The sequence below is a fragment of the Vibrio sp. 1557 genome, from assembly GCF_033340175.1.
In the GTDB taxonomy this organism is placed as follows: domain Bacteria; phylum Pseudomonadota; class Gammaproteobacteria; order Enterobacterales; family Vibrionaceae; genus Vibrio; species Vibrio alginolyticus.
Genome location: NZ_JAWOVZ010000004.1, coordinates 43425 through 58610 on the forward strand (window position 1 = coordinate 43425; position 15186 = coordinate 58610).

Genomic DNA, 15186 nt, shown 5'->3' on the forward strand with positions numbered 1-15186 from the left:
TATGTCGATAAATACTGATGAAACGACTTGGCAGACGTTTAAGCGTCTATGGCAATTTATTCGCCTTTATAAGTCAGGTCTTGTCGTTGCAGTCATTGCATTAGTTATTAATGCCATATCAGATACCTATATGATTTCCCTGCTAAAACCACTACTCGATGAAGGTTTTGGGAACGCTGAATCTGATTTTTTACGCACGCTTCCATTGATTATTTTTGCCATGATGTTCATCCGTGGCATAAGTGGATTTGTCTCCACCTACTGTTTGAGCTGGGTATCTGGCAACGTAGTTATGCAAGTCCGTCGCATGGTGTTCAATCACTTTATGCATATGCCAGTGTCTTACTTTGATAAGGAAAAGACGGGCAATTTATTGTCGCGTATAACCTACGACTCAGAGCAAGTGTCAGCGGCAACTAGCCAAGCGTTGGTGAGCATTGTCCGTGAAGGCGCAAGTATCATTGGTCTGTTAGTTTTGATGTTTTACAACAGCTGGCAATTGTCGCTAGTGCTGTTTGCTGTTGCTCCCGTTGTAGCATGGGGTATTGGTGTTGTTTCTAAACGTTTTAGAAAAATATCCAAAAATATGCAGACCATGATGGGTAACGTAACTGCATCAGCAGAGCAGATGCTGAAAGGCCATAAAGTTGTGTTGAGCTATGGCGGCCAAGACATCGAACGTAAACGATTTGAAAAAGTCAGCAACCAAATGCGTCAACAAAGCATGAAGTTGGTGACGGCTCAAGCGGCGGCTAACCCTATCATCCAAATGATTGCATCACTTGCAATTGTTGCCGTTCTTTATTTAGCAAGTATTGATTCGATTAAAGAGCAACTGACTCCAGGTACATTTACTGTTGTCTTCTCTGCAATGTTTGGTCTGATGCGCCCACTTAAAGCGCTGACTAACGTTACTTCTCAGTTCCAACGTGGTATGGCCGCGAGCCAAACGCTCTTCGCGTTAATTGACCTCGAGCCTGAGAAAAACGAAGGTAAGTTGACAGTTAAACGCGCAAATGGCGATGTTTCAGTTAAAAACGTAAGCTTTACTTACACTGGTGCAGAAAAACCAGCATTGGAAAATGTCAGCTTCGATATTCCAAGAGGAAAAACGGTGGCGCTAGTTGGCCGTTCTGGCTCAGGTAAAAGTACCATCGCGAACTTGTTCAACCGCTTCTATGATGTTGACAGTGGATCTATCACATTAGATGGGCATGATATTCGTGATTACGAGCTAAAGAATTTACGTCAGCAATTTGCACTAGTATCGCAAAATGTTCATTTGTTTAATGACACGATAGCAAACAATATTGCGTACGCAACGGATGGTCAATATGAGCGCAGTGATATCGAGAAAGCGGCAACACTCGCGCATGCGATGGAGTTCATCGGCAAAATGGATGATGGACTTGATACCATGATTGGTGAAAATGGTGCTAGCTTGTCTGGTGGTCAACGCCAACGTGTTGCGATTGCGCGAGCTCTATTGCGTGATGCTCCAGTGCTGATTCTTGATGAGGCAACTTCGGCTTTGGATACCGAATCCGAGCGAGCTATTCAAGCTGCACTTGATGAGCTGCAAAAAGACAAAACGGTACTTGTAATAGCGCACCGCTTATCCACAATCGAGAAAGCCGATGAAATTCTTGTGGTTGATGATGGTGCCATCATTGAACGTGGCAACCACGCTGAGCTTATTGAGAAAAATGGTGCGTATGCACAATTGCACCGTATTCAGTTTGGTGAATAAGCGCGGTGATTGAAAAAATCTGGTTTGAAAACCATCCAATAAAATACCTCTTGTGGCCGCTTTTGTGGCCACTGAGTTTATTATTTGGAGCGATAAGCAAGTCAAAGCGAAAGCAATACCAAACTGGCCGCAAGCAAGCTTATAATGCGCCTATACCTGTTGTTGTGGTTGGCAATATCACTGCTGGTGGCAATGGTAAAACACCAGTTGTTGTGTGGCTTGTTGAGCAACTACAGCAAATGGGCTTTAAGCCGGGGGTTGTTTCTCGTGGTTATGGGGCAAAGGCTCCTGCCTATCCGTTAGTGCTAAAAGAAGATACGCCAGCGAAGCATTGTGGCGATGAACCTAAGTTGATTCATCGCCGTACAGGAGCACCTGTTGCGGTAGATCCTGTGCGTTCAAATGCAGTGAAAGCACTGCTAGATTTGGATGTGGATATCATAATTACGGATGATGGATTACAACATTATGCGTTAGGCCGTGATATTGAGTTAGTGATTGTGGATGGGAATCGCCGGTTTGGGAATGAAAGCCTGATTCCATTAGGTCCTTTACGTGAAGGTATTGAGCGACTTAAAGAAGTCGACTTTATCATCACCAATGGCGGTCAAGCGCATACGGGCGAAATCGCAATGGCTTTAGCACCCTCTAAAGCTATTAATCTTAAGACTAAGCAACATGTGGATGTCTCGGAGTTGAAAGATCTCGTCGCATTTGCGGGCATTGGGCATCCTCCGCGTTTTTTTCATACACTAAACTCGATGGACGCAGATGTTAAAGTCACAAAAGGTTTTGCTGACCATCAAGACTTTGATCAACAAGAATTAGAAGCATTGGCTCAACAAGGGACCAATGTGATTATGACCGAGAAAGATGCCGTCAAGTGCAGCCATTATGCGCAAGATAATTGGTGGTATCTGCCTGTATCTGCCCAGTTTGAATCAAACGATGCAGAGCAAATTTTAAATAGAATAAAAGAGGTTAAAGCGGCTTATGGATCACCGTCTACTTGAGATTGTAGCTTGCCCTGTTTGCAAAGGTAAGCTGACGTACGATAAAGATAATCAAGAGTTGATCTGCAAATTGGATCGCCTTGCTTACCCGATCAAAGAGGGTATTCCAGTTCTGCTAGAGCCTGAAGCTCGCACTATGAGCATGGATGAGGGACGCTAATGTCTTTTACGGTTGTCATCCCTTCGCGCTACGCATCGAGCCGTTTGCCTGGTAAACCGCTAGCGGATATTGGTGGTAAGCCTATGGTTCAGTGGGTTTATGAACAAGCGCTACAAGCGGGTGCGGAAGATGTCATCGTTGCAACTGATGACGAGCGTGTTGCGAAAGCGGTTTCGTCATTTGGTGGTAAAGTTTGTATGACCTCTCCCCACCACGAATCAGGTACGGAGCGTCTTGCCGAAGTTGTTGAAAAGATGGCTATTCCGTCAGACCACATTATTGTTAATGTGCAAGGGGATGAGCCTTTGATTCCGCCGTCCATCATTCGTCAGGTTGCTGATAACTTATCTGGGTGTGAAGCCCCGATGGCGACGTTAGCTGTAGAAATAGACTCGGAAGAGGAAGTGTTCAACCCGAACGCTGTTAAAGTTGTCGCAGATGAGCAAGGCTATGCGTTGTACTTTAGTCGAGCAACCATCCCTTGGGATCGCGATAGCTTTGCTAAACAAGACAAAACTATTGCCAACCCATTAATGCGTCATATTGGTATTTATGCTTATCGAGCTGGTTTCATTAATACGTATGTCAACTGGGCACCAAGTGCATTAGAGCAGATTGAGTGTCTTGAGCAACTGCGAGTGCTTTGGTACGGTGAAAAAATTCATGTGGCGGTAGCGAAAGAAGCACCAGCGGCAGGGGTTGATACGCCCGAAGACCTAGAAGCCGTGCGCGCGATTGTTGCAAAGCAAGCGTAACAAATGCTCATATAGATTTAAGAATAAACAAGGCTCCTGAATTAGGAGCCTTTTTGTTTTACTTGTATCGCGGTATTAGTTAAATATTAGTGTCGTATTGGTTCCGTTTAGGGCAGGTTGCTAACACTTCTCGGTGACCGGTGTCTTTCACTTCTTGGAGAATGACATCAAAGCCCCATAATCGGTACACGTGCTTTAGAACTTCTTCGTAACTATCATCAAGTGGGATGCGGTTGTGAGGAACGTACTGCAACGTAAGTGAGCGATCACCACGGACATCGACATTAAACACCTGAATGTTTGGCTCAAGATTAGATAAGTTATACTGAGCAGCTAAGGTTTCTCTAATGCGTTTATAACCCATCTCATCGTGTATCGCAGCGACTTCAATAAAGTTCTTATGATCATCATCGTTTATCGCAAACAGCTTGAAATCACGCATTAATTTCGGAGAAAGGTATTGGCTAATAAAGCTTTCATCTTTGAAATTATGCATCGCGAAATGCACTGCATCTAACCAGTCGGTTCCTGCCAAGTCTGGAAACCACTCTTTGTCCTCATCAGTTGGTTCTTCACAGATACGCTTAATATCTCGGAACATGGCAAAGCCTAACGCGTAGGGGTTAATGCCATTAAAGTAAGGACTGTTATAAGGCGGCTGAGCCACGACACTGGTGTGGCTATGTAAGAACTCTAGAATGAACTTTTCAGACACCAAGCCCTCATCATAAAGATGGTTGAGTATGGTGTAGTGCCAGAACGTTGCCCAGCCTTCATTCATGACTTGCGTTTGTTTTTGCGGATAAAAATACTGACTGATCTTACGGACGATCCGAACAACTTCACGCTGCCACGGCTCTAGCAACGGCGCATGTTTTTCGAAGAAGTAGAGCAAGTTTTCCTGAGGCTCGCTTGGGAATCGCTCTTTAATGTCTTCCTCTTTCGTCTTGGCTGTTGGTACCGTGCGCCAAAGCTCATTAACTTGAGATTGTAGGTATGCTTCGCGTTCTTCTTGTCTTGCTTTTTCCTCTGTAATTGAGATTTTCTCTGGACGCTTGTAGCGGTCTACACCAAAGTTCATTAACGCGTGACAAGAGTCGAGCAGTTTTTCCACTTCTTTTACGCCATATCGTTCTTCACACTCGGCTAAATACTTTTTGGCGAACAGCAGATAGTCGATAATAGAGCTGGCGTCAGTCCACGTTTGGAATAGGTAATTACCTTTGAAAAAAGAGTTATGGCCGTAACACGCGTGCGCTATAACGAGTGCTTGCATTGTTACCGTATTTTCTTCCATCAAATAAGCAATACAAGGGTCGGAGTTAATCACAATCTCGTAGGCTAACCCCATTTGACCATGTTTATAGTTCTGCTCTGTTTGAATGAATTTTTTACCAAATGACCAGTGGTTGTAATTGATTGGCATGCCGATACTTGAGTAGGCATCCATCATCTGTTCTGAAGTAATCACTTCTATTTGGTTAGGGTAAGTGTCTAGGCGATAATGCTCCGCGACACGCTTAATTTCTTTGTGGTATCGCTCTAACAGCTCAAATGTCCAATCTGGTCCATCTGGCAACACTTTACTGTTACGCTTCTTAGGCGCCTCTCCTGAGAGGTTTCTCGTTGCGGTATTCATCGCTAGCCTCCTTACGCCGTTTCTTTTTGGAATAGTTCACGAAAGACTGGGAAAATATCCTCCACAGAGCGAATGTTTTTCATTGCGAAATTAGGAAATTCTTCAGTGAGTTTTTCGTACTCATGCCATAGAGTTTGGTGCGAGCGCCGCGTGATCTCTATGTAAGAGTAATACTGACAGTTTGGAAGTAATTTGTTCACTAACAGATCCCGGCATCTTGGCGAATCATCTGCCCAGTTGTCACCGTCGGATGCTTGAGCTGCATATATGTTCCACTGACCAATCGGGTATCGCTCTTTTACTATTTCATCCATTAACTTGAGCGCGCTAGATACAATGGTACCCCCGGTTTCTTGTGAGTAGAAAAATTCGTGCTCGTCCACTTCCTTCGCTTGGGTATGGTGGCGGATAAAGACGACTTCGACATTCTCGTAGGTACGAGTTAAGAACAAGTACAAAAGAACATAGAAGCGTTTTGCGATGTCTTTCGTTGCCTGATCCATAGAACCGGATACGTCCATTAGACAGAACATGACCGCTTGGCTCGATGGTACAGGGCGTTTCTCATAGTTCTTGAAGCGTAAGTCGAAGGTATCGATGAACGGCACGCTTTCGATTTTCTTGCGCAGTTCTTCAATTTCAGCCTTCAAGCGGTTCTCTTCAAACTGCTGAGCAGGCTCAATATTTTTGATGCGAGCAAGTTCGTCTTCTAGCTCTTTGAGAAGTCGTTTCTTACCAGCAGTCATTGCAGTACGGCGCGCAAGAGATTGTTGCAGAGAGCGTACTACGGCGATATTGGAAGGGATACCGGCAGTTTGAAAGCCTGCACGGTGCGTTTTCCATTCTGTGATTTTGGCAATTTGGTTTTTTTCTAGATTAGGCAGCTCGAGATCTTCGAACAAAATATCGAGGTACTCATCTTTTGATATTTGGAATACAAATTCGTCTTGGCCTTCTCCATCTGGACTGGCGTTCCCTTCTCCAGAGCCGCTACCTTGACCGCCACCTTTGGGACGCTCAATTTTATCACCAGTAATGAATTGATCGTTACCGGGATGAACTCGTTCGCGAACACCACCTTTGCCTTGATGAAATATAGGCTCATTGATGTCTTTGTGAGGGATAGAGACGTCTTCGCCCGTTTCCGTATTCGTAATCGAGCGTCGATTCACTGCGTCTGCTACCGACTCTTTTATTTGCTCTTTGTGGCGCTTCAAGAAGCGCTGTCGATTAACAGCGCTCTTGTTCTTGCCATTGAGCCTTCGGTCTATAAATTGCGCCATGAAATAGCCCTCTTCATGTTTCACAAGCGACCTAACTCAATACTGGGTTAGGATGACTTACGTACTCGTAGGTACCACTCAGAAAGTAGGCGAACCTGTTTCTCGGTATAGCCTTTTTCCATCATGCGAGCGACAAAGTCGTCGTGCTTCTTCTGATCTTCAGAAGAGGTTTTCGCATTAAATGAGATAACCGGAAGTAGCTCTTCGGTATTGGAGAACATTTTCTTCTCGATTACTGTGCGCAGTTTTTCGTAGCTGGTCCAAACCGGGTTTTGACCATTGTTATTCGCTTTCGCACGAAGCACAAAGTTAACGATTTCGTTTCGGAAATCTTTCGGGTTAGAAATACCAGCTGTTTTTTCGATCTTTTCTAGCTCTGCATTCAGTGAAGAGCGATCAAATAGCTGACCGGTTTCTGGATCTCGGTACTCTTGGTCTTGAATCCAGAAGTCTGCATAGGTGACATATCGGTCGAAGATGTTTTGGCCGTATTCAGAGTAAGACTCAAGATAAGCAGTCTGAATCTCTTTACCGATAAACTCAACGTATCGAGGTACTAGGTAGCCTTTCAAGAACTCGAGATACTTCTCTGCTGTTTCAGCAGGGAACTGCTCACGTTCTACTTGCTGTTCAATAACATAGAACAGGTGAACAGGGTTGGCCGCCACTTCCGTTTGGTCGAAGTTGAACACGCGAGATAGGATTTTGAAGGCGAAACGAGTTGATAGACCGTTCATACCCTCGTCAACGCCTGCGTAGTCACGGTACTCTTGGTAGCTCTTCGCTTTCGGATCGGTGTCTTTCAGTGTTTCACCATCGTACACTCGCATCTTAGAGAAGATGGACGAGTTCTCAGGCTCTTTAAGTCGCGAAAGAATACTAAATTGTGCCAGAGTTTCGAGCGTACTTGGTGAGCAAGGTGCTTTAGAAAGCTCACTGTTTTCAAGCAGTTTCTGGTAGATCTTCACTTCTTCCGACACACGTAAGCAGTAAGGTACTTTCACTATGTACACACGGTCTAAGAACGCCTCATTGTTCTTATTGTTGCGGAAGGTTTGCCACTCAGATTCGTTCGAGTGAGCCAGAATCATACCGTCGAATGGAATCGCAGACAGTCCCTCGGTACCATTAAAGTTGCCTTCTTGAGTTGCGGTTAATAGAGGGTGTAGCACCTTGATTGGCGCTTTGAACATCTCTACGAATTCCATCAAACCTTGGTTCGCTTTACACAGCGCGCCAGAGTAACTGTAGGCATCTGGGTCGTCTTGTGAGTAATGCTCTAACTGACGAATATCGACTTTACCAACGAGGGACGAAATGTCTTGGTTGTTTTCATCGCCTGGCTCGGTTTTAGCAATAGCCACTTGGTCGAGGATGGAAGGACGTACTTTCAGCACTTTGAACTTGGTGATATCACCACCAAATTCATGCAGACGTTTTGCTGCCCACGGTGACATGATAGATCTTAGGTAACGATGTTCGATGCCGTATTCTTTCTTCAAGATCTCGCCATCTTCTGTCGGATTGAACAGACAGAAAGGGTGATCGTTAACTGGGCTTCGTTCGCCGTTCGCACTAAGCACATAAACGGGCATTTTTTCCATTAGGGCTTTTAGCTTTTCGGCAAGTGATGACTTACCACCACCAACAGGACCGAGTAAGTACAGAATTTGTTTACGCTCTTCCAAACCTTGTGCGGCATGTTTGAGATAAGAAACAATCTGCTCAATCGCATCTTCCATGCCATAGAAGTCTTTGAAGGTTTCATAACGTGAGATGACTCGGTTCGAGAATATACGGCTCAGTCTTGGATCTTGAGCAGTATCAATGACTTCTGGCTCTCCGATAGCCATCAGTAGGCGTTCTGCAGCATTAGCGTAAGCGCTTTTGTCGTCTTTACACAGGGCTAAGAAATCCTGTAACGACATCTCTTCATCTTTTGCAGCTTCATATCTTGATTGATAGTGGTCGAAAATACTCATGTCGCTTTCCCCTTTAATAGTCAGTCTACCGACGAACGTTGATTCAGGCTTTCCACCAACAGTTATGCTCGTTGTTGTTTGAATATACGTCCTGTTATCACATTTGGTTCGTACAGAATGTAAGATTGGCGACACCAAAGACTTTGCTTTATGGACGGTTTTTTCGTTACAACGGTGAGCGGTGGATATGAATTTTTCAATCACAGCCTTTCTCTACTTAAGCCTAGTCGGGGATTTGCAATTTTGCTTAACAATTATGAATTTATTGTAAAAGTGACATTTGAATCACTCTTTTATTAAGGACGAATTTATGTCGTGAATAGGTGCAATAGAAATCAAATATTTGGCAAAGACAGAAGAGTCTCAGTGATTCGTTGTTCTACATTGAGCAAGGTAAGTGAAAGAGGTAGGAAGAGAGCAAAGTCTTAGATAAGTTTGTGACAGGGTAAATAACAAGGAGAGCGGGCGCTCTCCTCATTCTTAGACGACCATTTTATGCGCTGAAGATTTGCGCTAGTTCGTTTTCACATAAATGATACTGACGAGGGCAGTTACGCCAAGTTTGCAGCATACGGCGGTATTTATCTAGCATCGGCATTTGGCTGTTAAAGTGATGATCTGCCTTGTCAAACTGAGGGTACAAACCTTCAGAATCGATGAGAAAACGTACGTAATGTACTTGTTGCGCTTCTGAAGCGATATCAAATCCCAAGAACTTCAAGCGGCGCTGATCTACGTTGCTGCGGTCTTCATCGTCTAGCATGTTGTAAGATTCTTGCATCGCATGATACATCTCCATAACGTCGATGATCTCACGACATTCTGCTTCTGAGAGGCAGCCGAAATCTTTGTTCAACTCTCGCATTTGTAGTTCATAACCACGTTCAACGATCGTTTGTAAGCGTTTGTATTTGGCCGCATTACTTGGATCAAGTTGAGACATAAGGTTGTATTGGTTTGATAGAATCAAACGTTGAGCGTTTGACATTTCCATGGTGACCTCACTAGATATCTAATACATTTTTAATGTGCTTAGGTTAACGCTTAAGACATGAGTGAAACATGATCTCAACACATATTTAATACTAAAAAATGGCAAGAACTGTCACTTTTGACCAGTTTGAAAACACTTATTTATGGTAATGATTGTATATGTAGTCTCGGTCTGAAAATACTCTCAGCCACTCTGGCTTGAATACGGTTAAAACCGCCAGTGCCATACCATTTAATAGACCTTCTGGAAAGGCGAGCAACGGCACAAAAACAAAGTAGTTATGTTGAATGGTTTCCCAATCGTAGTGACCAACTGATAGGTGATAAAAAGAGTTAATGATGAGGTGCAGACTTCCTGTTATCGCGCCATTGAAAAATCCAGCAACGAAGATGAAAACAAAAATGTTTCGTGGCAAGTAGTGGTAACTCAGAAGAAACACTAAGTAACTAATGAAAATCGGAATTAGGGCAGATAGAACTAACGACGTGGGTAAGAGTAGCAAGGACACATCATGTAGTAGGTGGTTGACCAACATAGCGGGAATGCTGAGTAGAAATGCCATGCGCCAACCATACATCATCGTCAGCGTTGTTAGTGCAAGAAAATGAATCTGTAATCCTTCTTTTACACCTGCTTGAGCGGCCCATAAAATACTGAAAAAGAAGAGCGTTGCAAAAACGAGGTGCTGAAATCCTTTCTCTTTTTCCAGTTTTGGCCAAACGACTTTTTTCCAATCTGGTAGGCAGTAGACTACTACTATCCAAATTGAGACAACAAGAGAGCCTAAGTTAAACAAATCCATGTTACTTCCTTCCTATGCGAACATGACGCAATCATTTCTATCGTTCTTTTTATACCTAAATGACCGCAGAGAAACTCACTGATAAGGCTTAGATATAATCAAAAAAATACCAGCAATAAGCTGGTATTTTAAAGAGGTTAGTCTTGCGGTTCACTTAGTATTTTACGTTATCGTTGTATTGAGCAAGAATGGATTGAATTTCATCCATGGTTTCTTTCGGTGGCGGGTTTACGCCTTCGAGTGGGTATTCTAAGCCTAACGCTTCCCACTTATGAGCCCCTAATTTGTGGTAAGGAAGTAACTCGACCTTTTCGATGTTATCCATGTCTTTAATAAATTCACCAAGCATGTGTGCTGCTTCTGGGTCATCTGTGTAACCAGGCACGACGACATAGCGAATCCATGTTTTCTTTCCGATTTTTTGCAAGTAACGAGCAAAGTCCAATGTGCGTCGGTTGGATACACCGATGAGATCTTGGTGCACTTCGTCTTTCATGTGTTTGATGTCAAGCATGACTAAGTCTGTTGCATCCAGTACTTCATCGATAACATCAGTGTGCTTACGAACATAACCGTTAGTATCTAGACATGTATGAATGCCTTCGGTTTTAGCTGCGCGGAAAAAATCACGTACGAATTCCGGTTGAAGCATCGCTTCGCCGCCAGAACAAGTAACGCCACCACCTGATGCATTCATGAAGTGGCGGTAACTTTTCGCTTCGGAAATGATTTCTTCAACCGTGACTTCTTTGCCATCATGCGTGTCCCAAGTATCGCGGTTATGGCAATACTTACAGCGCATTAAACAACCTTGCAAGAAGACGATAAATCGAATACCAGGTCCGTCTACGGTACCACATGACTCAAATGAGTGAATACGACCAGCTGTTGACATCTTTTGCTCTCATTACTAGTAAATTCTAGCTGTTATTTTATTACAAAAAGCAGGGTTAAAACAGCTTTGTCGGTACTAAAGGCAAGGTTATTTGAAGAAAGAAAATAGATGGAGCCAATCTACATAAACGCTTGAACACGAGGTGGTTAATACCTACCCCGAGAACTTGCCGTGTATCTAGATTGACTTCGATGCTGGGATAATCCAGTTTTTAGAAAAAGGCGAACACGGAGAACGAGCCTGTCCCATAAACATCGGTTTGGGCTTCTTCATAATCCGGTGTTTTAATTGTAAAGGTGATGCTTGCACCGTAATTTTGGTTGTACCAAGATACCCCCGCGACGGCACTTGCTTGCCAATTTTGCAGTGTGACGTCGTATGGCGCTGACGGTTCAGGAATGCCAGGACGATCTCCTTCGATAGTCATGTCATTAAAGCGGTAACGACCTTCAAACCCGGTGAACAAGAACCAACTCGACGTGTTCTGAGCGATCATACTTGCTGAGAAAGGGCTTTCGACACTGATATTGGCGGCTCCGATGCTATTCGCTAGGTTTGTACCCCAACGAAACATGACGCCTTGAGAGACATCACTACGGAAGTTACCCGCATTGATGTCGTTAATGTTGGTGATCTCCCATTGTGTTTTTTGTTCTTCGCTGCGCATCAATTTGTTAAATACGCGGTAACCAAGGCTGAACGCCACTTTATCTTCAATCTGGTAATCCCAACCTTGAGGGTCCGTCGATCCTGTTATGCCGTGAACGATTTCTTGCGCCTTTTCTGATAGCGAACTTTCACCCGTAGTTCCTATGGTGAAATTGTACCGTACAGCTTTGTCACTCGTTAGGGAAAGGTAGTTGATTTCGGTGTGTAGGTAACCGGCATATGGGCGATCATTGATTAGTGGATAATCGGCTTCAATGTCGCTTGGAGTCCACATCTTGTGGCCAAGAACCAACTCTATTTTATCGATATTGGCGTGCTCTGAGTTAGCTAGACTCAGCCATTTCCATTGGCTTTCTTGTGTCAGTTGGTCTGTCGCGTAAGAAAGGAAAACACCATTCGTATAGTCTTGATCGACGCCAAAAATACCATCGTTGTCGATGGTAAAAGAAACCGTAGACTTAGTGGATGCTATTGCAACTGGAGAAAGAAGGGTAAGAATAATTAATTTACTAAATCTCATAGACTTTATTTGCTAACTTTTTTCGCATCATACGTAAGAATGCGGGCAAAAGTCTTTCGCGATATCACAACTTTCATTCAAGAAATAAAAAAAGGCTGATGCTACTTAGCATCAGCCTTTGTTGTATTACTAGAACGTTATTTCGCTATAGTCTTATAGAGACTCAGTGAATGTACGCGCGATTACGTCAGCTTGTTGCTCTGCAGTTAGAGAGTTGAAGCGAACAGCGTAACCAGATACACGGATTGTTAGCTGAGGGTATTTCTCTGGGTGCTTAACTGCGTCTTCTAGAGTTTCACGGTTAAGAACGTTCACGTTTAGGTGTTGACCACCTTCGATACCCGCTTCGTGGTGGAAGTAACCATCCATAAGACCAGCAAGGTTAGCGCGTTGTGAACCCTCATCTTTACCTAGTGCGTTAGGTACGATAGAGAATGTGTAAGAGATACCATCTTGTGCGTCAGCAAACGGCAGTTTAGCAACTGAAGTTAGTGATGCTACAGCACCTTTCTCGTCACGACCGTGCATTGGGTTTGCACCTGGAGCAAATGGAGCACCAGCACGACGACCGTCAGGCGTGTTACCAGTTTTCTTACCGTAAACCACGTTTGAAGTGATAGTAAGAATTGACTGAGTAGGGATTGCATCACGGTAAGTCTTAAGCTTACGGATTTTGCCCATAAATACAGAAACAAGTTCACATGCAATGTCATCAACGCGTGGGTCGTTGTTACCGAATTTAGGGTAATCGCCTTCGATTTCGAAGTCGATTGCTAGACCGTCTTCGTCACGAATTGGCTTAACTTTTGCGTATTTAATTGCAGATAGTGAGTCAGCTGCAACAGATAGACCAGCAATACCACAAGCCATAGTACGCTTAACGTCACGGTCGTGTAGAGCCATTAGCGCCGCTTCGTAGCTGTACTTATCGTGCATGAAGTGGATAGCGTTTAGTGCAGTCACATATTGTTTCGCTAGCCAATCCATGAAGTGGTCCATTTTCTCCCACAGTTCATCGTAGTTAAGAACATCGCCTTCGATCTTAGGCATTTGCGGGCCAACTTGGATTTTTAGCTTCTCATCCACACCACCGTTGATGGTGTAAAGCATTGTTTTCGCAAGGTTCGCACGAGCACCGAAGAACTGCATTTGCTTACCAACAACCATTGGAGATACACAACATGCGATCGCGTAGTCGTCGGAGTTCATGTCTGGACGCATTAAGTCGTCATTTTCGTACTGAATAGAAGAAGTATCGATAGATACTTTCGCACAGAACTTCTTGAAGCCTTCAGGTAGTTGCTCAGACCAAAGAACAGTGATGTTTGGCTCTGGAGAAGGACCCATAGTGTATAGTGAGTTTAGGAAACGGAAGTTTGTACGAGTAACTAGCGTACGACCGTCAAGACCCATACCACCCATAGACTCAGTTGCCCAGATAGGGTCGCCAGAGAATAGATCATCGTACTCAGGAGTACGTAGGAAACGAACCATACGTAGTTTCATTACGAAGTGGTCGATCATTTCCTGAGCTTGTTCTTCAGTTAGCTTACCAGCCGCGATATCACGTTCGATGAAGATGTCTAGGAATGTAGAAGTACGACCTAGAGACATAGCCGCACCGTTTTGAGATTTAACAGCAGCTAGGTAACCGAAGTAAGTCCACTGAATAGCTTCTTGCGCAGTTTCAGCAGGACGAGAAATATCACAACCGTATTTTGCAGCCATTTCTTTGATTTGACCTAGAGCACGGTGTTGCTCTGCGATCTCTTCACGAAGCTGCATTGTCATTTGTAGGTCTTCGCCGTTCTCAAAACGCTCTTGTAGAGAAGAGAACTGCGCGAATTTATCCTTCATTAGGAAGTCAATACCGTATAGAGCAACACGACGGTAGTCACCGATGATACGACCACGACCGTATGCATCTGGAAGACCAGTCAGTACGCCAGATTTACGACACGCCATGATTTGAGGAGTGTAGATATCGAAAACGCCTTGGTTGTGAGTTTTACGGTATTCTGTATAGATTTTTTTAACTTGTGGGTCTAGCTCGCGGTCGTAGGCTTTGCATGAACCTTCAACCATGCGGATACCACCGTTAGGGATGATCGCACGTTTTAGAGGAGCGTCAGTTTGAAGACCTACGATAGTTTCTAGGTCTTTTTCGATGTAGCCTGCATCGTGAGCAGTGATGGTAGAGATAACTGAAGTATCAAAATCAACAGGAGCGTGAGTCGAGTTCTCTTGTTTGATGCCTTCCATTACCTTAGCCCAAAGCTTGTTAGTCGCTTCAGTACCTTCAGAAACTAGGAAAGATTCGTCGCCTTCGTACGGAGTGTAGTTCTTCTGAATGAAATCACGAACGTTTACTTCGTTTTGCCAGTCGCCTGCAGCAAAACCTTCCCAAGCTTTAGCAAATTGCTCTGCCATGACATACCTACCTTTTTAGTAGAAAAAAATACGTACTGCTTCGCCGTTGAGCCAGCTATCCCCAGATAAAAGAGGGGAACAGTACACTCTTATGAATAACAATATTTATAGTCTTAAATTTACGTATTCGATTTACAAAACTATAAATATTGTCACTAGTTTTAACGTTTCTCTTTTTAAGCAACAGTTAGAGGTTAAACTAAAATTTTTTTGCAAACCTTAAACTAAATCAATAAATCCTCAAAAATCTCGATAAAAATGGGGTAGCGACGAGCGCTACCCACAAATTTCTGG

At 43.9% G+C, this 15186-nt stretch carries 12 protein-coding genes; 4 read left to right on the top strand and 8 right to left on the bottom strand.

All coding sequences use genetic code 11. The features are described 5' to 3' along the window. Window position 1: 1 nt before the first annotated feature. Genes msbA through kdsB form a run of 4 tightly spaced genes read left to right on the top strand, consistent with a single transcriptional unit; the run spans window position 2 to window position 3678 of the window. Window positions 2-1750, top strand: a complete 1749-nt coding sequence (gene msbA / locus R7070_RS07385; protein ID WP_213866959.1) for a lipid A ABC transporter ATP-binding protein/permease MsbA — start codon at window positions 2-4, stop codon at window positions 1748-1750. 5 nt (window positions 1751-1755) lie between these two features. Beyond that, the gene (lpxK, locus tag R7070_RS07390) at window positions 1756-2763 is read left to right on the top strand and encodes a tetraacyldisaccharide 4'-kinase (RefSeq protein WP_065274294.1); all 1008 of its coding nucleotides are present in this window, start codon (window positions 1756-1758) and stop codon (window positions 2761-2763) included. Further along, window positions 2744-2923 carry a Trm112 family protein gene (locus R7070_RS07395; RefSeq protein WP_005378451.1) on the top strand — a complete coding sequence of 60 codons (180 nt, stop codon included), beginning with the start codon at window positions 2744-2746 and terminating at the stop codon, window positions 2921-2923. The genes lpxK and R7070_RS07395 overlap by 20 nt, the downstream gene beginning before the upstream one ends. After that, a complete protein-coding gene (gene kdsB, locus R7070_RS07400) occupies window positions 2923-3678 on the top strand; it encodes a 3-deoxy-manno-octulosonate cytidylyltransferase (RefSeq protein ID WP_054575460.1) in 756 nt (251 codons plus the stop codon). The genes R7070_RS07395 and kdsB overlap by 1 nt, the downstream gene beginning before the upstream one ends. Window positions 3679-3757: 79 nt before the next feature. On the opposite strand, the gene R7070_RS07405 is transcribed toward kdsB, so the two are convergent. The 8 genes from R7070_RS07405 to pflB form a co-directional block, all read right to left on the bottom strand. Continuing rightward, window positions 3758-5317, bottom strand: coding sequence for a SpoVR family protein (locus R7070_RS07405; RefSeq protein ID WP_005378449.1), 1560 nt, complete (start codon window positions 5315-5317; stop codon window positions 3758-3760). Between the two features lie 11 nt (window positions 5318-5328). Beyond that, window positions 5329-6600 (bottom strand): YeaH/YhbH family protein, encoded by a 1272-nt coding sequence (locus tag R7070_RS07410; RefSeq protein WP_005378448.1) that lies wholly within the window; start codon window positions 6598-6600, stop codon window positions 5329-5331. 47 nt (window positions 6601-6647) lie between these two features. Next, window positions 6648-8582, bottom strand: a complete 1935-nt coding sequence (locus R7070_RS07415; RefSeq protein ID WP_256900313.1) for a PrkA family serine protein kinase — start codon at window positions 8580-8582, stop codon at window positions 6648-6650. A 493-nt stretch (window positions 8583-9075) separates the two neighbouring features. Further along, window positions 9076-9576, bottom strand: a complete 501-nt coding sequence (locus tag R7070_RS07420; RefSeq protein ID WP_005378446.1) for a YfbU family protein — start codon at window positions 9574-9576, stop codon at window positions 9076-9078. Window positions 9577-9712: 136 nt separating this feature from the next. Further along, window positions 9713-10378, bottom strand: coding sequence for an energy-coupling factor ABC transporter permease (locus R7070_RS07425; protein ID WP_053303246.1), 666 nt, complete (start codon window positions 10376-10378; stop codon window positions 9713-9715). A 154-nt stretch (window positions 10379-10532) separates the two neighbouring features. Continuing rightward, entirely contained in the window at window positions 10533-11273 is a 741-nt protein-coding gene (gene pflA, locus R7070_RS07430; RefSeq protein WP_005387854.1) for a pyruvate formate lyase 1-activating protein, read from the bottom strand. A 211-nt stretch (window positions 11274-11484) separates the two neighbouring features. Beyond that, the gene (locus R7070_RS07435; protein WP_005378443.1) at window positions 11485-12462 is read right to left on the bottom strand and encodes a lipid A deacylase LpxR family protein; all 978 of its coding nucleotides are present in this window, start codon (window positions 12460-12462) and stop codon (window positions 11485-11487) included. A gap of 153 nt (window positions 12463-12615) precedes the next feature. Next, window positions 12616-14892, bottom strand: a complete 2277-nt coding sequence (gene pflB / locus R7070_RS07440) for a formate C-acetyltransferase (protein ID WP_017820022.1) — start codon at window positions 14890-14892, stop codon at window positions 12616-12618. Window positions 14893-15186: the final 294 nt, after the last annotated feature.